General features: G+C 62.4%; 18 protein-coding genes. 9 read left to right on the top strand and 9 right to left on the bottom strand.

Annotated elements, in window-relative coordinates:
• Window position 1: 1 nt before the first annotated feature.
• The gene (locus tag H4I92_RS03970; protein WP_077529363.1) at window positions 2-763 is read right to left on the bottom strand and encodes an ElyC/SanA/YdcF family protein; all 762 of its coding nucleotides are present in this window, start codon (window positions 761-763) and stop codon (window positions 2-4) included.
• A 73-nt stretch (window positions 764-836) separates the two neighbouring features.
• Between H4I92_RS03970 and H4I92_RS03965 the strand changes: the two genes are divergently transcribed.
• Entirely contained in the window at window positions 837-2024 is a 1188-nt protein-coding gene (locus H4I92_RS03965) for a DUF418 domain-containing protein (RefSeq protein WP_077529362.1), read from the top strand.
• Between the two features lie 6 nt (window positions 2025-2030).
• Here the strand turns inward: H4I92_RS03965 and H4I92_RS03960 are convergent, their stop codons facing one another.
• On the bottom strand, window positions 2031-3803 hold the full coding sequence (locus tag H4I92_RS03960) for an SLC13 family permease (RefSeq protein ID WP_077529361.1): 1773 nt from the start codon (window positions 3801-3803) through the stop codon (window positions 2031-2033).
• 5 nt (window positions 3804-3808) lie between these two features.
• Complete coding sequence (gene cysC, locus H4I92_RS03955) at window positions 3809-4420, bottom strand: adenylyl-sulfate kinase (RefSeq protein ID WP_077529360.1); 612 nt, start codon at window positions 4418-4420, stop codon at window positions 3809-3811.
• Window positions 4421-4566: 146 nt separating this feature from the next.
• Here cysC and H4I92_RS03950 point away from each other — a divergent pair, with 146 nt between their 5' ends.
• Genes H4I92_RS03950 through H4I92_RS03935 form a run of 4 tightly spaced genes read left to right on the top strand, consistent with a single transcriptional unit; the run spans window position 4567 to window position 8070 of the window.
• Window positions 4567-5745, top strand: coding sequence for an acetyl-CoA C-acetyltransferase (locus H4I92_RS03950; protein ID WP_077529359.1), 1179 nt, complete (start codon window positions 4567-4569; stop codon window positions 5743-5745).
• Window positions 5746-6216 (top strand): tRNA (uridine(34)/cytosine(34)/5-carboxymethylaminomethyluridine(34)-2'-O)-methyltransferase TrmL, encoded by a 471-nt coding sequence (gene trmL / locus H4I92_RS03945; RefSeq protein ID WP_077529358.1) that lies wholly within the window; start codon window positions 5746-5748, stop codon window positions 6214-6216.
• A complete protein-coding gene (locus H4I92_RS03940; protein ID WP_077529357.1) occupies window positions 6216-7325 on the top strand; it encodes a tRNA nucleotidyltransferase/poly(A) polymerase-related protein in 1110 nt (369 codons plus the stop codon). Before trmL ends, H4I92_RS03940 begins: the two co-directional genes overlap by 1 nt.
• Window positions 7318-8070 (top strand): pteridine reductase, encoded by a 753-nt coding sequence (locus tag H4I92_RS03935; RefSeq protein ID WP_077529356.1) that lies wholly within the window; start codon window positions 7318-7320, stop codon window positions 8068-8070. Before H4I92_RS03940 ends, H4I92_RS03935 begins: the two co-directional genes overlap by 8 nt.
• A gap of 10 nt (window positions 8071-8080) precedes the next feature.
• Here H4I92_RS03935 and rfaH read toward each other — a convergent pair whose 3' ends face one another.
• Window positions 8081-8563 (bottom strand): transcription/translation regulatory transformer protein RfaH, encoded by a 483-nt coding sequence (gene rfaH, locus H4I92_RS03930; RefSeq protein WP_077529355.1) that lies wholly within the window; start codon window positions 8561-8563, stop codon window positions 8081-8083.
• Window positions 8564-8728: 165 nt separating this feature from the next.
• Here rfaH and H4I92_RS03925 point away from each other — a divergent pair, with 165 nt between their 5' ends.
• From H4I92_RS03925 to H4I92_RS03915, 3 genes are all read left to right on the top strand, one after another.
• Window positions 8729-11242: an acyl-CoA dehydrogenase gene (locus tag H4I92_RS03925; protein ID WP_077529354.1), complete on the top strand. Its 2514-nt coding sequence runs from the start codon at window positions 8729-8731 to the stop codon at window positions 11240-11242.
• A 110-nt stretch (window positions 11243-11352) separates the two neighbouring features.
• The gene (locus H4I92_RS03920) at window positions 11353-11910 is read left to right on the top strand and encodes a flavin reductase family protein (protein WP_077529353.1); all 558 of its coding nucleotides are present in this window, start codon (window positions 11353-11355) and stop codon (window positions 11908-11910) included.
• 451 nt (window positions 11911-12361) lie between these two features.
• A complete protein-coding gene (locus H4I92_RS03915; protein WP_077529352.1) occupies window positions 12362-13987 on the top strand; it encodes an acyl-CoA synthetase in 1626 nt (541 codons plus the stop codon).
• Between the two features lie 11 nt (window positions 13988-13998).
• On the opposite strand, the gene H4I92_RS03910 is transcribed toward H4I92_RS03915, so the two are convergent.
• The 4 genes from H4I92_RS03910 to H4I92_RS03900 form a co-directional block, all read right to left on the bottom strand.
• The gene (locus H4I92_RS03910) at window positions 13999-14778 is read right to left on the bottom strand and encodes a CHAD domain-containing protein (protein ID WP_179105620.1); all 780 of its coding nucleotides are present in this window, start codon (window positions 14776-14778) and stop codon (window positions 13999-14001) included.
• A gap of 251 nt (window positions 14779-15029) precedes the next feature.
• Complete coding sequence (locus H4I92_RS03905) at window positions 15030-15173, bottom strand: hypothetical protein (RefSeq protein ID WP_179105619.1); 144 nt, start codon at window positions 15171-15173, stop codon at window positions 15030-15032.
• Window positions 15174-15203: 30 nt separating this feature from the next.
• Window positions 15204-15338 carry a metallophosphoesterase family protein gene (locus H4I92_RS16815; protein ID WP_262411492.1) on the bottom strand — a complete coding sequence of 45 codons (135 nt, stop codon included), beginning with the start codon at window positions 15336-15338 and terminating at the stop codon, window positions 15204-15206.
• Window positions 15339-15414: 76 nt separating this feature from the next.
• A complete protein-coding gene (locus H4I92_RS03900; protein WP_077529349.1) occupies window positions 15415-15771 on the bottom strand; it encodes a hypothetical protein in 357 nt (118 codons plus the stop codon).
• 242 nt (window positions 15772-16013) lie between these two features.
• Here H4I92_RS03900 and H4I92_RS16810 point away from each other — a divergent pair, with 242 nt between their 5' ends.
• Complete coding sequence (locus H4I92_RS16810) at window positions 16014-16307, top strand: hypothetical protein (protein WP_077529348.1); 294 nt, start codon at window positions 16014-16016, stop codon at window positions 16305-16307.
• Window positions 16308-16524: 217 nt separating this feature from the next.
• Here the strand turns inward: H4I92_RS16810 and H4I92_RS03890 are convergent, their stop codons facing one another.
• On the bottom strand, window positions 16525-17196 hold the full coding sequence (locus H4I92_RS03890; RefSeq protein ID WP_077529347.1) for a GntR family transcriptional regulator: 672 nt from the start codon (window positions 17194-17196) through the stop codon (window positions 16525-16527).
• Between the last annotated feature and the right edge of the window lie 111 nt (window positions 17197-17307).

The following is a 17307-nucleotide window of genomic DNA, read 5'->3' as shown; positions in this document are numbered from 1 at the left end:
TTCAGATATGACCACCAAGCCAGGCCCAGGCAATACCGAGGTACTCGTGGATTGCCCGTTCGCTCATCTCGAGGGCGCCCGCGGAGGGTAACCAGAAGGAAGGATCGGACTTCAGGGCGGTGCCCGCGGCGCGGCGGGCGGTGGGTGCGGGGATGGGGTTCAGGCCCGCCTTGCGGTTGAGCATCATGGCCCTGGGCATGTGCGAGGCTGAAGTGACCAGCAGGAAAGGCGACTCACCGACCGCCTCCCGCATGAACTCGGCCTCTTGGCGAGTGTTCATTGGATTGGGGTGAATGCGCAGGCGCTCCGAGTCCGCGCCCATCTCGATCGCCGCCCGGCTCATGACCGTTGCACTGGGCGCATCCCCGAAGACGCTGCCCCCGGAGAGGATTAGGGTGCTTTCCGGGAGTGCGTTCTGCAGTCGCAGCCCTTCCGCCAGGCGGAGACTGGCGATGCCACTGAGACGGGTGGTGGGGGGGGCATCCGCGTCGTCCGAGGCACTGGAGCCCAGCACCAGTATCCAGCGGACATTGCTGAAAGCCTGCGGCTGGGTGATGGGCTCGTAGCGGGACTCCAGGGGCAGGATCAGCCAGCGGGCCAGGGGCTCGACGGAGAATATCAGGAATAGGATGCCGGCCATGCAGGCCGCCGTAACGGCCAGCCGGGTCCGTTTCAGGAGGCGCAGGCCCCATGCCACCAGCAGGATGAGTCCAACCAGGGGCAGGGGGCTGAGCAGGGCGGCGATGATTTTGGTGAGCAGCATGCAGGAAGGGTACCCGATACTGTCCCGAGCGGGAAATATTTGACAGCGGGTGCGCGCGCATCAGAATTGGGGCATGTCCCAACGCCCGGAACGCCTAGCCAGCCTCGATATACTGCGTGGATTCGCCATACTGGGTATCCTCGTGATCAACGTTCGGGCCTTTGCCGAAGTCTCCACCGCCCAGCTCAACCCCGGAGTTATGGGTGGCTTCGAGGGGGCGGAGTTCTGGGTCTGGTTCGTTTCCCATCTGCTGTTCGAATACAGCTTCATGCCGCTTCTGGCCGCGCTTTTCGGGGCTGGGCTGGTGATCCAGGGAGAGCGGCTCAGCGCTGAAGGGTTCCAGGTGGGCCGGGTGCTGCGGCGGCGTATGGGGGCGCTGGCGCTCATCGGGCTGGGGCACCTGGTCTTCATCTGGTACGGCGACATCCTGCTGCTGTACGCCGTGGTTGGGCTGGTCGCCGCGCGTTTCCGGAACCTGCCGCCGACCCGGCTGCTGGGCTGGGCGCTGCTGTTCTATCTCGTGCCTTTCGGGTTCGCGCTACTGATGACCGGCATGCTCAACTGGATTCCGGCCGAAGAGTATGAGGCCTTCAGGCAGCAGTTCTGGACTGCGGATTCCTCGCTCGTCCAGCAGGAGATTGAGGCTTACCGGGGCGGCTGGCTTGCCCAGTTGGAGCATCGGCTCATGGTATTTGTCGAAAGCTGGCCGAGCATGCTGCTGACCGAATCGGGCTGGCGGGCGCTGGCGCTCATGCTGGTGGGCATGGCGCTCTATCGGGGCGGTTTCTTTTCCGGGCAATGGCCAGAGTCGCCCTACCGGCGGCTGGCGCTGCTCGGGTTTGGCATCGGCATTCCGCTGTGCCAGTGGGGGGTACTCTACAATATGACCCATGAATGGCGCATGGCAGAGTCACTTTACGCCGGCCGTCAGTTCAACATCTGGGGCGGCCCCCTGGTGGCACTGGGCTGGGCCTCCCTGGTGATGCTGGCGCTCCAGCGCGGTCTGTTCCAGGGGCTTCTGGAGCGCGTGAAGTCACTGGGCAAGCTGGCGCTCAGCGCCTATCTGCTGTGTTCGGTGCTGGGGACGGCGTTCTTCTACACCGGAGGACGCTTTGAGGCCACGCCCCGGCTGGTACAGCTGCAGTTCATTCTGGCGGTCTGGCTGGTGCTTCTGGTGGTCGCGCCACTGTGGTTGCGGCGCTGGCGCACTGGCCCCGCCGAATGGCTGTGGCGGCGCTTCGCCTACCGGGATCGAGGGTAGGCGGCGTTACCCTTGGAAGCTCCAGATCTGGGGAATCAGTGTGATGACGGTGGCGGCCACCAGCAGACTCAGCGGCACCCCCATGCGCATGTAGTCCGTGAACCGGTAGCGGCCCGGTCCATAGACCATGAGGTTGGTCTGATAGCCCAGCGGCGTGATGAAGCTGGCACTGGCGGCGAACATCACCGCGATGGCGAAGGGCAGGAAGTTGACCCCGAGCTGCTCGGAGATCGCCAGGGCGATGGGGAACATGAGCACAGCGGCGGCATTGTTGGTGATGACCTCGGTGAACAGGGCGGTCAGCAGGTAGATGATGGCCAGGGCCAACCAGGGCGACATCTCACTGTTACCAAGCAGGCTGCCGGCCACCCACTGGGCCGCACCGGTCTGGTCCATGGCGTTGCCCAGGGCAAAGGACGAGGCGATGATCACCAGCACCGGCAGGTCCAGGCTGCGCCTTGCCCGGGAGGCGCTGGTGCAGCCGAAAAGGATCATGGAGCCGCCGGCAAGGAAGGCGGCTTCCATGATGCTGAGCAGGCCGCTGGCACTGAAGGCCACCATGCCGGCAAGGATGCCCAGAGCCGCCGGCGCACGGCTGAAGTCCGGCGGTGTGGAATCGTTGAGGGCGCTGACCAGCAGGAAGTCGCGGCGGAAGCGGTACTGCTCCACGAACTCATGGCTGGCTTCCAGAAGCAGGGTATCCCCCATGCGCAATCGGATGTCGCCGAGCTTGCCCGAAACGCGCTTACCCTCACGGGAGACGGACAGAATGGCCGCGTTGAACCGGGAGCGGAAGCGGCTTTCGCGCACGGTCTGCCCGAGCCCGGCGAATTCCTGGCCGAGGACCACTTCCACCAGGCAGCGCTGGTGGTTGGCCAGCTCCAGCTTCTGCACATTGGCGTTGGCCGGCTTCAGGCCCTGGATGCGGCGCAGTTCGCTGGCGCATTCCGGAGCCCCCACGAAATAGAGCCGGTCTCCGCCCTGCAGGTCCCGGTCTGGTTCCACCGGTGAGATCAGATGGCCATCGCGCTCAATCTCCGTTAGGTACCCGTAGTTCAGGGCGCGCAGGCCAGCCTCGGCAACGGTTTTGCCTGTGAGCGGGCCTTTCTCGTCCACTTCCACTTCCACGCCGTATTCGCGCACGGCGTCCAGGTCCTCGGTGACGCCGCCGCGGTCCGGCAGCATACGGTCGGCGAACAGGACCAGGAAGGTGCCACCGATCAGCAGCAGTGGCACCCCCACCCAGGCCAGTTCAAAAAGGCCCAGCTGGATGTCGAGGCGGGACTGCAGCAGCCCGTCCACCACCAGGTTGGTGCTGGTGCCGATCAGAGTACAGGTGCCGCCCAGGATGGCGGCATAGCTCAACGGCAGCAGCAGCCGGGAGGCGGGAATGCCCAGCCGCTGGGCCCAATCCTGGACCGCCGGGATGAACATGGCCACCACGGCGGTGTTGTTCATGAAGGCGCTCATCAGGCCGGTTGGTACCACCAACCGTGCCTGGGCTCGCCACGTGCCCTTCGGGTGGCCCAGGAGGTGGCGGGCCAGCCACTGGATAGCGCCGGTCTCCTTGAGCCCGGCGGCGACCACGTAGAGGGTGGCGATGGTGATCACGCCGGGGTTCGAGAAGCCGGCCAGAGCCTCGGCCGGGGACAGGATGCCAAGGATCAGCATGACGGCCATGGCCGTCATCAGCACCAGGTCGGCGGAGAGCCGGGTGAAGATCAGGGTGCCCAGAACCGTGACCAGTGTGGCCAGGGTGAACGCCGCTTCCCAGTCCATGGCGGTCAGGCATCACCCCCGGGCTTGAGCAGTGCGCGTTCTTTCAGAAAGCACAGCAGGTTCTCCACGCAGGCATCGACGCTCAGGTTGGAGGTGTCCAGTGTGATCTCCGGGTGTGCCGGGGCCTCATAGGGGGAGTCAATCCCGGTGAAGTCATGGATCTCGCCACTGCGTGCCTTGCGGTAAAGGCCCTTGGGATCGCGTTCCTCGCAGGTGGCCAGCGGGGTGTCCATGAACACCTCGATGAACTCACCGGCGGGGAACATGTTGCGCACCAGCCGCCGGTCGCTGGCGAAGGGCGAGATGAAGGCGCTGAGGACGATCAGCCCGGAGTCCGCGAACAGCTTGCTCACCTCGCCGATGCGGCGGATGTTTTCCACCCGGTCCTCGTTGGAGAAACCCAGGTCCCGGTTAAGGCCATGGCGGACATTGTCTCCATCCAGCAGGAAGGTGTGGTAGCCCTGCTTGTAGAGTGCTACGTCCAGGGCATTGGCGATGGTCGACTTGCCCGAGCCCGACAGCCCCGTGAACCACAGCAGGCAGGGATGCTGGCATTTGATGGTGGCGCGCTCGGTGCGCGAGATCTTGTGGTCGTGCCAGACAATGTGCTCGCTCACGCTGGATCCTTCCTCAATCGGTGCCGGAATCTGAAAGGTGTTTATTCTCGTCCAGTCACTATGACTGGTGCAATGCCGTATCAGGCCTAAGCGGCCCGCCATCTGGTAAACTTGGACCAAAACAGGGGAAACAGGAGCACACAATCATGCGTGACGTTGTCATTGCAGCGGCCCGGCGTACCGCCGTGGGCACTTTCGGGGGCAACCTGGCCGGCCAGAGCGCGGCCCAGCTCGGGGCCACCGTGATCCGTCAGCTGCTGAGCGAGACCGGCATTACCTCGGAGCAGGTCGACGAAGTGATCCTCGGCCAGGTGCTGACCGCCGGTGTTGGCCAGAATCCCGCGCGCCAGGCGGCCATCGGGGGTGGCCTGACTGAGTCAGTGCCGGCCATGACCATCAACAAGGTCTGCGGTTCCGGCCTCAAGTCCCTGCACCTGGCGACCCAGGCGATCCGCTGCGGCGACGCGGACCTGGTCATCGCCGGCGGCCAGGAAAGCATGAGTCAGGCCCCGCACGTCCTGCCCAACAGCCGTAACGGCCAGAAGATGGGACACTGGCAGCTGATCGACTCCATGATCCAGGACGGCCTCTGGGACGCCTTCAACGATTACCACATGGGCGTCACCGCCGAGAATATCGCCCGCGAGTACAGCATCACCCGCCAGGAACAGGACGAATTCGCTGCTGCCTCCCAGCAGAAGGCGGAAGCGGCCATCAATGCAGGGCGTTTCAGCGATGAGATCGTCCCGGTGAGCATTCCCCAGCGCAAGGGCGATCCCAAGGTCGTGGATACCGATGAGAACCCCCGCCCGGGTGTAACGGCGGAAGGGCTCTCCGGCCTGAAGCCGGCCTTCCAGAAGGAGGGCGGTGTGACGGCGGGGAATGCCTCGGCACTGAACGATGGGGCAGCGGCCGTGGTCGTTTGTTCCGCCGAGAAGGCCAAAGAGCTGGGCCTTGAGCCACTGGTGACTATCCGGGGTTACGCCAATGCCGGGGTAGCGCCGGAAATCATGGGCACCGGTCCCGTCCCCGCCACCCGCCGTGCGCTGGACAACGCTGGTTGGGGCATGGATCAGCTGGAACTGGTCGAGGCCAATGAGGCGTTCGCCGCCCAGGCTATTGCCGTGAACCGGGATCTCGGCTGGGACACGAACAACGTGAACGTCAACGGCGGTGCCATTGCCCTCGGGCACCCCATCGGCGCCTCCGGCTGCCGGATCCTGGTGACCCTGCTGCACGAGATGCGCCGGCGCGAGGTCCAGCGCGGCCTGGCAACGCTGTGCATCGGCGGCGGCATGGGCGTGGCCCTGGCCGTTGAGCGCTGAATGCTCAACATCGCGCTCTATGAGCCGGAGATCCCGCCCAACACGGGCAACATCATGCGGCTGGCGGCCAGCACCGGCTGCCGGCTGCACCTGATCCGGCCCCTGGGGTTCCAACTGGATGACCGGCGCATGAAACGGGCCGGTCTGGACTACCGGGAGTACGCCAGCGTGACCGTTCATAATGACTACAACGCCTTCCTGGAGGCTGATGCCATCCGGTCGGGGCGCCTGTTTGGTATCTCCACCAAGGGCATGACAGGCCATCATCAGGCGGCCTTTCAGCCCGGCGATACCCTGATGTTCGGCCCCGAGACGCGCGGTCTGCCTGAAACGGTCCTGACCGGCCTGCCGGAAGGGCAGGTGCTGCGCCTGCCGATGATGCCGGAGCGACGCAGCCTGAACCTTTCCAACGCGGCCGCCGTAGTCGTCTATGAAGCCTGGCGTCAGCTTGGTTTTGAGGGAGGCATTTGATGCAGGTCTACGAAGTGGGCGGCGCGGTGCGCGACTGGCTTCTGGGCCAGACGGTGAAGGACCGAGACTGGGTAGTGGTGGGCGCCACGCCCGAACAGATGCTGGCAGCCGGGTACAGGCAGGTGGGGGCGGACTTTCCCGTCTTCCTGCATCCCGAGACCCACGAGGAATACGCATTGGCCCGCACCGAGCGCAAGAGCGGCCATGGCTACCATGGCTTTGAGGTGCACAGTGCACCGGACGTCACCCTCGAGGAAGACCTCAAACGCCGGGACCTGACCGTCAACGCCATGGCCCGGGATGCCGAGGGGCATCTGGTGGATCCCTTCGGGGGTGAGCGGGATATCGCTGATCGGGTACTGCGCCACGTCTCTCCCGCATTTGCGGAGGACCCGCTGCGCATCCTGCGAACGGCTCGTTTCGCTGCGCGTCTCGCCCCCATGGGGTTCGAGGTGGCGGTGGAGACCATGACCCTGATGCGCTCCATGGTGGCCGATGGCGAGGTGGATCACCTGGTGCCTGAACGGGTCTGGCAGGAAACACGGCGGGCCCTTCACGAAGCGCGCCCCCGGGTCTTCTTTGAGGTCCTGGAAGCCTGCGGCGCCCTGGCTGTGGTGATGCCGGAGATCGCCTCCCCGGAAGAGGTGCTGGAAAAGGGCTTGGCTGCCCTGGTGCGTGCGGTGGGCATCAGTGAGGCCACCGAGGTGCGCTTTGGCGCCCTGGTCGCGCCGCTGGACGCGAACACCGCACAGGCTTTCAGTGAACGGCTGAGGGTGCCCAACAGCTGCCGGGACATTGCCGTGAGTTCGGCGGCACTGCCGCGCTGGCCGAGACCATTGAGCGCGGACTGGGTGGAGGAGCTCCTGGAAAAGGCGGACGCCTGGCGGCGCCCGGAGCGCTTCGAGCAGCTGCTGATGGTGATGGAAGCCTGTGGACTGGATGCTCAGGCGGCGGGCCGGGTGCGAGAAGCCCGTTCCCGAGCCGCGGCCGTGGATCCCCAGGCCCTGATGAAGGAAGGCTACCAGGGGAAGGCGCTGGGTGAGGCTATTGGGGCCCGCCGGCAACAGGCGATTGAACAGGTGATTGAGGGAGAAGCGGATCATGAATGAGCACGGTGGCGTGGCCCTGGTGACCGGTGCGGCAAGGCGGCTGGGCGCGGCCACGGCAAGAGCCCTGAATGGGAGGGGGTACCGGGTGGTGGTGCATTACCGCAGCCGGGCGCATGATGCGGAAGCGCTGGTGGCGGAGCTGAATGCCGAGCGTGCCGGTTCAGCCGTGGCACTGCAGGCGGACCTGCGGGACCCGGAGGCGATCCAGGCGCTGGCGCGCCAGGCGCGGGAATACTGGTCCCGGCTGGATGTGCTGGTTAACAATGCCTCCGAGTTCTTCCCCACGCCGGTGGGGGAGCTGAGCATGGAGCAATGGGGGCGCCTGATGGATACCAACCTGCGCGCTCCCGTGCTTCTGCTTGAGGCCCTTGCCGGGGAACTGAAGCTGCAGCGCGGCTGTATCATCAACCTGATCGACGTCCATGCCGAGCGCCCGCTGGCGGACCATCCGGTCTACTGTGCGACGAAAGCTGCGCTGGCTTCGCTGACGCGCTCCTGGGCACGGGATCTGGCGCCGCTGGTACGGGCCAATGGGGTAGCCCCCGGGGCAATCCTGTGGCCGGAAGGCGAGGGGGGTGGCGCCATGCCGGAGGAAGAGCAGCAGGCGATCCTGCAGCAGGTGCCGCTGCACCGCACCGGTGAGGCGGATGATATTGCCGGTGCCGTGGCCTGGCTGGCCTGCGATGCGCCCTATGTGACCGGGCAGGTTCTGAACGTGGATGGCGGGCGCAGTGTGACCGCCTAGATAACGGTTGCTAGCCCGGTCGAACCTGGTCCAGGTCCATGGACACCCGGTGCTGTTTCTGCAGGAAATCGATCAGCACCATCGCCCGGGTTTCCCCGTCGTATTCCTGGAAGACGGCGTTCAGGCCCCGGAAGGGTCCTTCCAGAATCTCCAGCTTGTCCCCCTTGTGGATGCCGCCGGCCTCGGCCGCGGATTCCAGCCCCTCCCGGATCCCCTCGATGACCTCGTCGGCAATGGGCGCCGGCCGGTTGCCGAAGCTCACAACCCGCACCACACCCCGGGTGGAGCGCAGCTTGTGCCAGACCGGATCGGTCAGCTCCAGATTGATGAACAGGTACCCCCGGAACAGGGGCTCCCGCCGCATCCGGCGTTTTCCCTGCTGGATGGTTTCCACGTCAATCTCGGGGAAGAAACACTCGATCCCCTGGTTCTCCAGGTTCGCCAGCGCGCGAGCCGCCTGGGCCGGTTTGTGCTGTAGGGCGTACCATGCCATGGGGAGAAATCCTTTCCCTTACTAACTGTAAGGCCATTCTAGTGCGCAATACCCGGCGAGGTTAAGCAGGACGTTGATAAAAGTCCTTTTACAGGTGCCGGGATGGGCTTATGGTGGTTCGTATCCACCGCAAGGGTGCGGTATACGGATGAAAAGGAGGTGACCATGAGTGTTCTTCTACTGCTGCTTGCCGGGCTGGTTCTGCTCTATCTCGGGGCGAACTGGTGGCTCGGCACCATCGGGCTTGTCATTGCCACGGGCATCGGCTTCTGGCTGGACAGCTGGCACTGGCTGAGTGTCTTCATCGGAACCGTGCTGCTCCTGGGTACGCTGGTGGTCATCATCCCATCACCACTGCGCCGCAGTCTCATCAGCAGCCCGCTTCTGGGCATGGTCCGGGGCATGCTGCCCACGCTCTCCGACACGGAACAGCAGGCGCTCAACGCCGGCAGCGTGGACTGGGACGGCCAGCTGTTCTCCGGCCGGCCGGACTGGAACCACCTTCTGGATCTACCGCACCCGAAGCTGACCGAAGAAGAGCGGGCCTTCATTGACGGCCCCGTGGACGAGCTCTGCGCCATGCTGGACGACTGGTCCATTACCAATGAGCGCTACGACCTGCCGGAAGAAGCCTGGAAGTTCATCCGGGAGAAGGGCTTCTTTGGCCTGGTGATCGACAAGGAGCACGGCGGGCTCGGGTTCTCGAACACCGCGCACTCCGAGGTGGTCATGAAGATCGCTTCCAGGGGCGTCTCCGCCGCGGTCACCGTGATGGTCCCGAACTCCCTCGGGCCGGGCGAACTGATTACCTACTACGGCACGGATGAGCAGAAACAGTACTACCTGCCGCGCCTGGCGAAGGGCGACGAGGTGCCCTGCTTTGCCCTGACATCGCCCGTGGCCGGCTCGGATGCCGGCGCCATTCCGGACCGGGGCGTGATCTGCCGGGGCTACTGGAATGGCCAGGAAGTGCTGGGCATGAAGGTCACCTGGAACAAGCGCTACATCACCCTAGCGCCGGTGGCGACGCTGATCGGGCTGGCGATCAAGGTCTATGACCCGGAGCACCTGCTGGGTGAGGAACACGACCTGGGCGTGACCACGGTGATGGTTCCAGCGGACACCGAGGGCGTGAACCACGGCCCGCGGCATCTGCCCATGAACACCGTCTTCATGAATGGGCCGACCTGGGGCGAGGATGTGTTCATCCCGCTGGATCAGGTCATCGGCGGGCGCGAGATGATCGGCCAGGGCTGGCGCATGCTGCTGGAGTGCCTGTCCATCGGGCGTTCCATCTCACTACCGGCACTGGGTACCAGCGGCGGCAAGATGGCCTGCCTGACCACCGGCTCCTACGCCTCGGTGCGTGAGCAGTTCGGCCGCTCCATCAGCGACTTCGAGGGGGTCCAGGAAGCACTGGAACCCATGGCCGGTTACACCTGGATGATGGACAGCGCTCGGGTCTTCACCTCGGGCATGCTGGATCGTGGCGTGAAGCCCTCCGTGCCCTCGGCGCTGCTCAAATACCGCAACACCGACCTGATGCGCAAGGTCGTGACCAACGCCATGGACGTCGTGGCCGGGCGTGGCGTCATCAAGGGGCCGCGTAATTTCCTGGCCCGCATCTACCAGGCCATCCCCATCGCCATCACGGTTGAGGGGGCGAACATCCTGACCCGGAGCCTGATGGTCTTCGGCCAGGGCGCGATCCGCTGCCACCCCTATATCGTGCAGGAGATCGAGGCCGCCGGCATGGAGGATTCCGGCAAGGCGGTGCAGAAGTTTGATGGCGTCTTCTTCGCCCACATCGCCCACACCAGCCGCAACGTACTGCGCTCCCTGGTTCTGGGGCTGACCGGTGGCCTTGTGCATCCAACACCCAGCGAGGGTGGGCTGCGGCGTTACTACCAGCAGCTGTCGCGGTTCGCCTCCGCCTTCTCCGTGCTGACCGACGTGGGCCTGCTGACCCTCGGGGGCAGCCTCAAGGGGCGCCAGCGCTTCACAGGGCGCATGACGGATGCGTTGGTAGGACTCTATTACGCCTCCGCCTCCATCAAGCAGTGGCATGAGGAAGGCTATAACGAGGAGATGCGGGATGTGGTTGAGTGGAGCCTGCAGCGCTCTCTCTACGACATCCAGACAGCGCTCTACGCGGCCGTGACTAACTTCCCGGTCAAACCCCTGCGCTGGCCGCTGAAGGTGCTGGTGTTCCCGTTGGGTGTGCGTCTGCGTCAGCCGGACGATCAGCTGGGCCAGCGCGTGGCACTGAGCATCGTGAAGGAAGGGGGCGCCAAGGAGCGGATCCCACGTGGCGTCTATCAGACCGAAGAGCCGGAGGACCCGGTAGGCCGCATTCTCCATGCTCTGCGCCTGGCCCGTGATACCGAGCCGGCGCGCAAGCGCATCAACGATGCCATACGCAAGTCCGACCCGGATGAGCTGCAGGACATCGAGATGCTGCTCGGCCACCAACGCGAGGAACTCCTCGACTGGGCCCAGGAGCGGGATCTGCTGGACGACAGCGAGCGCGAGAAGGTCTCAGAGGCCATGGCCGCCATGTACGACACCATCCGTGTGGATGCTTTCTCCAAGGAGAGCATCGAAGCGCTGGCCCGGGACTCGATCGGGAGGCTGGAGCTGGTGGAGCGGCCAAAAGCGGAGGATGAACCGACCAATTAATGACGGTTCTGGTCCCGTTTAGGAGCGAGCCCCGCTCGCGATAGGTCCTATCGCCGGCGGGGCCAGCAGCCATGTCGGTGTTTCATCGGTAACCCGCAGGAGCTGGTTGTATGACGACGGACAGCGACAAGCCGGACTTCCCCGTCACCGACGTACGGCGATACCTTGAGCCCGGCCCGGTGGTTCTGGTGTCCTCGAAATGGCAGAACGAAACCGACATCATGACGCTCGGGTGGCATACCGTTATGGAATTCGTGCCCTCGTTGATCGGGTGCATGATTTCCAGCGCCAACCATACCCACGAAATGATCCGCCAGAGCCGCGAGTGCGTTATCAATCTGCCCACTACGGCCCTGACCGATACAGTGGTGGGGGTTGGGAACAGTTCGGGTCTGGAGATCGACAAATTTGCTGAGTTCAATCTGACAAGGCAGAGCGCGAGCCGGGTTGGCGCTCCCCTGATCGGCGAATGCCACGCCCATTTCGAATGCCGGCTGCACGATGATGTTCTGGTGGATAGCTACAATTTCTTCATCTTCGAAGTGGTCAAGGCGCATGTTGCTGCGCAACCGGAACGTCCGGAAACCCTGCACTACAGGGGAGACGGAGAATTCATGGTTGCGGGCGAAACCATAGACCGGCGATCCCTGTTCACCAAAGTACTGTGACCTATATGCAGGATGATGCCGTCGGATATGGGCAGCCGATACGGATAGGGCCCAAAGGTTGAGCCTGAGTCGTTTCACAACAGCGGTAATCATCCACTCCTTGGCAATGACAGCAACACTTGATGTATATGCGACATAACGGATCAAGGGGTGCGTCAGACTGGCGGCCGTGAATCCGCACAGACCACTGTTGCAGACGTTCATCTCCTCCCGGAAGTGTTCCTGAGAGCTGCAAATCCAGCTTAAGGTTATTCTGCCGTAGGTTATCCGGTTTTAGTTCGTTGAACGCCTCCCTGTCTGCAGCTTCTAATGTTCGAAGAAGAGAGCAGCAAGTACTTCCACGCCCAGGGGCGGCTCTGCGACCATTGTCTAATACTCTCCTGCGTGCGGGATCGTTAGTTTTTTGACGACAAACTGTATCGCCCACCCGGAAACGCCCGAGGAACGCACCATGACATCGATCTTCGATCAATCCCTGCCACAGACCGGAGCCAACCACAGCCCGCTTTCGCCCATCGATTTCATTGCACGCAGTGCGGATGTGTATCCCGAGAGCACCGCCGTCATCCATGGTGATATCCGGCGTGACTGGCAGGAGACCTACAGCCGCTGCCGGCGCCTGGCCTCTGCTCTCGAGGGCCGCGGTATTGGTCGCGGTGACACCGTGGCCGCGATGCTGCCGAATATTCCGGAAATGCTGGAAGCCCACTTCGGGGTGCCCATGATCGGGGCAGTTCTGAATACCCTCAACATCCGCCTGGATGCCGATGCCATTGCCTATATGCTGGAGCATGGCGAGGCGAAGGTGCTGCTGGTGGACAGGGAGTTCACGCCAGTGATCCGGGAGGCTGTCACTAAGCTTGAAACACCGCCCCTCCTGGTGGACGTGAATGACCCGGAACTTGGTGAAGGCGAGCCCATCTCTGAGCTGGACTATGAGGCGTTGCTCGGGGAAGGGGAGCCGGACTTTGAATGGTCGCTGCCCGACGATGAGTGGGATGCCATATCCCTGAACTACACGTCCGGTACCACGGGCAACCCCAAGGGCGTGGTCTATCACCATCGTGGTGCCTTCCAGAACGCCATGGGCAACCAGGCGGTCTGGTCCATGGGCGAGCGCCCGGTCTATCTCTGGACCCTGCCCATGTTCCACTGCAACGGCTGGTGTTTCCCGTGGACAGTGACCGCACTGGGCGGTACCCACGTTTGCCTGCGGCGTGTGGAGGCGGAAAAGATCCTCGAGCTGATCCGTGATCACGGGGTTACCCATATGTGCGGGGCGCCGATCATCCTGAACACCCTTTTGGGTGTCCCGGAAGAAGCCCACGAGGGCATCAATCATCGGCTCCAGGCCATGACCGCCGGTGCCGCGCCTCCGGCCAGTGTAATTGGTTCAGTCGAGGCAATGGGGATTGAGATCACACACGTTTATGGCCTCACGGAGGTGTATGGCCCGGTAACAGTCTGTGCCTGGAAACCGGAGTGGGATGATCTGCCCCTGGAAAAGCGCGCCGCGCTGAAGGCCCGGCAGGGCGTCCGCTACCCGACGCTGCAGGGGCTGATGGTGGCGGACACCCAGACAATGGAACCGGTTCCGCGGGATGGTGAAACGGTCGGGGAGATCTGCCTGCGTGGCAACACGGTGATGAAAGGCTACCTGAAGAACCCGGAAGCAACGGAAGAAGCCTTCCGTGGAGGCTGGTACCACACCGGCGACCTGGCCGTATGGCACGAGGACGGCTACATCGAGATCAAGGACCGGCTCAAGGACATCATCATCTCGGGAGGCGAGAACATCTCCACCATCGAAGTGGAAAGCGTTATCTACAGCCACCCGGATGTCCTGGAAGCAGCGGTTGTGGCTCGTCCGGACGAGAAATGGGGTGAAATCCCCTGTGCCTTTGTCACCCTCAAGCCTGAGGCCGGGGAAGTGAGCGAGGAGGCCATCATCAGCTACTGCCGCGAGCACCTGGCCCGGTTCAAGGCCCCGAAGAAAGTGATCTTTGAGGAGTTGCCCAAGACCTCCACCGGGAAGGTGCAGAAGTTTGTGTTACGGGAAATGGCTAAGGACGCCTGACACCAGATCCGCTAACCAAGCGGCTTCAGTGCCAGTACGCTCTCACGGGCTGCCAGCTTTTCGGAGCGCACTTCGGCAATAAGGTCATCGAGTGCGCTCAACTGGCGTGCTTCCAGTTCCGGGGCTACTATGTCTTCCAGTAAGGTCACCTGAACGTGGCGATCCTGAAATTGACCCAGGCGTTTCTGGCGCGACTTCAGTTTACGGATGCCGCCGGCCAGGTGCTCAGGATCCAGCTCGATCAGGTAACGGATCCGTTTGAGCGACTTTCGGACGCGGTGGATGTCGTCGTCCGGCGATTCCTCGGTCAGCGCACCAAGCAGACGGTCGTGGACGACGATCTGTTCCTCAAGGGCTTTCGTGATGTGTTTCCGCTTGAGGCGGCGCGCAGCGTCCTCGATGGCGCCATCCCGCACCAGTGAGCGCCAGCGGTCGATGCCCTTGTGATAGCGCGCGCCCTCGAGGATTTTCCGCAGTCGCTGATGCTCTGCGCGTTGGCTGGCCCGAATGATGGATTCCGTACCAGATGCCGTAATGGTGGCCCGCATCCGTGAATCCTCCCGCCAGACAGCCAGGGTCTCCAGGAACACATCGAGATCCCTCAGATGACTCGTTTCCCGAGCCTGGCGTTTCAGCCCCTTGATCCCCTTCCTGAGCGATTGGGCGCCGAGGGCGCGTTGCAGGGCTTCCGCAATGGCGCGACTGCGCCGCAGGTTCACACGGAACTGGTGGAGAAACTCAGGGTCCTGCCCCTCGTGAACGCCGGGCTCCAGAGCCTGGATCAGATACATCTGGTGCTCCAGACTTTGTACGATTCGCCGTCGGAGTGACCGCCCTTTTGAGCCCGGCGCACTGGGTATCTGGCGCGCAAAGCGTTCATAGTCTAAGAGTTCGGGGAAGGTCCCTGTCATTTCCATGGTTTTCTCCCTGCGGTCCCTTGTTATGCGACGGGTCATTCCTGATCCCCCGTAGAGCCATTGTTCGCCGTTTGGATTGGTGGAACAAGTGTGGGATCCGCGACAGGTAGGGATTGCCCCGATCCCTACAGGTCCAGTAAGAAGGGTGGGTTGATGTCGATACCTTCAACCTCAACGCCGCTGTCCTGGAGATAGAAGGCATCGGACAGGGCAGGCAGGGCCAGCTCCGGGCTCTCCTGCAGCAACGAGTCATGGTTGCCCGCGATCACTATCTTGTGTCGGTGGGGCAGTTCTCCCAGCTAATCATTGAAGTCCGACAGGTTCCGCCTCAGGCCGAGGAAATCGCCGGCATGGATGAGCACATCGTCGTCGGGCATCTCGGGCACTCCGCGGTGCAGTCCGTGGGTGTGGGAGAGGCAGACAATTCGGGTCATTAAGTTAGCCGCTCTCAGGAGTGCACTGTACGGGCGCCTGCCATCCCGCTAGTGATAGCAGGCTTTTCGGAAGTGATTATATCGGCTCCATCTCAAGCAATGGCAGATTGAAAATCAGCATCATTGTCAGGAAAAGGGTGGCCGACACCAACAGCATCCAGAGGTTGATCTTCACGCGCTTCCTTGTGGGCGTAATCATCCACTCTTTGGCAATGGCAACAATGATGATTGCATATGCGATATAGCGGACAAGCGGGTGCGTGAGGCTGGTTGCCGTGAATCCGCACAGACCACTGTTGCAGACATTCATCTCCTCCCAAAACCCTCTCATTTCAGGGAATTGAGAGATTGCCGTAAGCAACATCAGAAGCAGGAGCATGATGGCACGGTTGCTCCACACCAGAAGCTTGGAGTCTTGGGGTTTGTCGTTCACACTTAATCCCTGTTCAAGCGAGTTTTTCACCGTTCAAAATTTTTCACTTTCGTTTTTGGCATCTGGTAAAGCTTGCCGCGAATATTTGTAGTGCTCATCTGGAAGTCAATCCTCGCAGGAAGTAGTTGAGACGCAACCTTGGAGGCTATGGCTCTGTGGCAAGCCCTCGATAGTCCTGTTTGGGCTGATATATGCGATTCGTCAGGAGCCCCTCCACCATCGATCGGACAGAGGAGTTGATCATGCCACTTGAATGTCCGCGCTGGCAGTCCACCCGGATTGGCAGCAACAACTATGTGAAGAAGGGCGCCGGAGTGGTCAGCGCGGGTTCCGGCACTGTCGGTGGGATCAGCGCCGCGTCTTCCGGTGCCGCTTATGGCGTCTCCTTGGGCTTATTCGCTGGGCCCGTTGGCGCCACGGTTGGCAGCCTTTCAGGGGCCATCATTGGAGGGCTGTTGGGTGGTACCACCGAAGCGTCCGCCGGCATGGCCCTGGGTAGCGTGCTTGATGAGCAGGTGCTGGATAACTACCGGTGACTTGCCGCTACTGCTTCCGTAATGCCCCATCAGAGGAAAGCGAGGCATCCGGAGATCCCGGGGGAATAAGCTGAGGGCGGAGCGGCGGGAGCTTCGGTCGAAGATGTTCAGTGAGTGTTGATGCAGGATCACCCTGAACAGTCAGGGTGATCCAAGCAGAGATGGTCTACCGGGCAATCAGGGGCTCTTCTGGGTTAAACCAAAGTTCGCGCCCTGCTCATGCGTGCTGGGGTTGATTCATGCGCTGTAACGTGGCCACCAGATCGTTAAATCGCTCGCCTTGAAGCATGACATGATTACGCAAGCGTGACGCAGCTAGATCTTCATCACGATTCGCAATCGCGTCAACGATCGACTGGTGCTCTTGGAACGATCGTCCGAGACGGTGCTTAGCCTGGAGCTGCATTCGCCGATAGGGTTGCAAAGCTGAATGTAGCCTAGCCGCTTCCTGCGCTAAATACGTGTTGTGACTGGCCTCATAAATACACTGGTGAAAGAGGCTGTTTTCGTAATAGTAGGCATTGACGTCCCCTTCCTCGGATTTCTCTCGACACTTCTCATGGACCTGATGAAGGGCGGTCAATTCCGCATCAGTGATACGCCGTGCCGCCAGTCGTGCACACAATGCCTCGAGCTCCGCCATTACTTCGAAGCGCTCGCTAAGCTCGATTACACCGAGCTTGGCCACGAAGGTGCCACGCTTGGGAAATACCTGCACCAATCCCGATACAGCCAGCTGTTGAATTGCCTCGCGAACAGGGGTTCGTGAGCAGTTGTATTTTTTTTCCAATGCTGCTGGGTCTAGTCGGGAACCGGGCGGCAGACGCCCTTCCACGATATCGTCCTCCAGCAGGTTACAAAGTCTTTGCGCTTGGGAAGGCTTTGGCATAACGGCTTTTAGGTTCCTTTTCTTGACTCATAAATATTTTGCCACTATAACTTATATATAACAACTTAATCTGAAATATTTCAGAGGGGTTGTGTGTTGCAGCAGGCACGC

It is taken from the genome of Vreelandella halophila (genome assembly GCF_019903425.1).
Taxonomy (GTDB): Bacteria; Pseudomonadota; Gammaproteobacteria; order Pseudomonadales; family Oleiphilaceae; genus Halospina; species Halospina halophila.
This window is presented reverse-complemented; position numbering and strand designations above follow the sequence as displayed.

What these genes read in the sequence shown, in the direction of transcription:
- H4I92_RS03925 (WP_077529354.1), top strand. Translation starts at nt 8,729, where the DNA reads ATGAGTGTTCTTCTACTGCTGCTTGCCGGGCTGGTTCTGCTCTATCTC.
- H4I92_RS03950 (WP_077529359.1), top strand. Translation starts at nt 4,567, where the DNA reads ATGCGTGACGTTGTCATTGCAGCGGCCCGGCGTACCGCCGTGGGCACT.
- H4I92_RS03915 (WP_077529352.1), top strand. Translation starts at nt 12,362, where the DNA reads ATGACATCGATCTTCGATCAATCCCTGCCACAGACCGGAGCCAACCAC.
- trmL (WP_077529358.1), top strand. Translation starts at nt 5,746, where the DNA reads ATGCTCAACATCGCGCTCTATGAGCCGGAGATCCCGCCCAACACGGGC.
- H4I92_RS03920 (WP_077529353.1), top strand. Translation starts at nt 11,353, where the DNA reads ATGACGACGGACAGCGACAAGCCGGACTTCCCCGTCACCGACGTACGG.
- H4I92_RS03935 (WP_077529356.1), top strand. Translation starts at nt 7,318, where the DNA reads ATGAATGAGCACGGTGGCGTGGCCCTGGTGACCGGTGCGGCAAGGCGG.
- H4I92_RS16815 (WP_262411492.1), bottom strand. Translation starts at nt 15,338, where the DNA reads ATGACCCGAATTGTCTGCCTCTCCCACACCCACGGACTGCACCGCGGA.
- H4I92_RS03890 (WP_077529347.1), bottom strand. Translation starts at nt 17,196, where the DNA reads ATGCCAAAGCCTTCCCAAGCGCAAAGACTTTGTAACCTGCTGGAGGAC.
- H4I92_RS03910 (WP_179105620.1), bottom strand. Translation starts at nt 14,778, where the DNA reads ATGTATCTGATCCAGGCTCTGGAGCCCGGCGTTCACGAGGGGCAGGAC.
- H4I92_RS03970 (WP_077529363.1), bottom strand. Translation starts at nt 763, where the DNA reads ATGCTGCTCACCAAAATCATCGCCGCCCTGCTCAGCCCCCTGCCCCTG.
- H4I92_RS16810 (WP_077529348.1), top strand. Translation starts at nt 16,014, where the DNA reads ATGCCACTTGAATGTCCGCGCTGGCAGTCCACCCGGATTGGCAGCAAC.
- rfaH (WP_077529355.1), bottom strand. Translation starts at nt 8,563, where the DNA reads ATGGCATGGTACGCCCTACAGCACAAACCGGCCCAGGCGGCTCGCGCG.
- H4I92_RS03965 (WP_077529362.1), top strand. Translation starts at nt 837, where the DNA reads ATGTCCCAACGCCCGGAACGCCTAGCCAGCCTCGATATACTGCGTGGA.
- H4I92_RS03940 (WP_077529357.1), top strand. Translation starts at nt 6,216, where the DNA reads ATGCAGGTCTACGAAGTGGGCGGCGCGGTGCGCGACTGGCTTCTGGGC.
- H4I92_RS03960 (WP_077529361.1), bottom strand. Translation starts at nt 3,803, where the DNA reads ATGGACTGGGAAGCGGCGTTCACCCTGGCCACACTGGTCACGGTTCTG.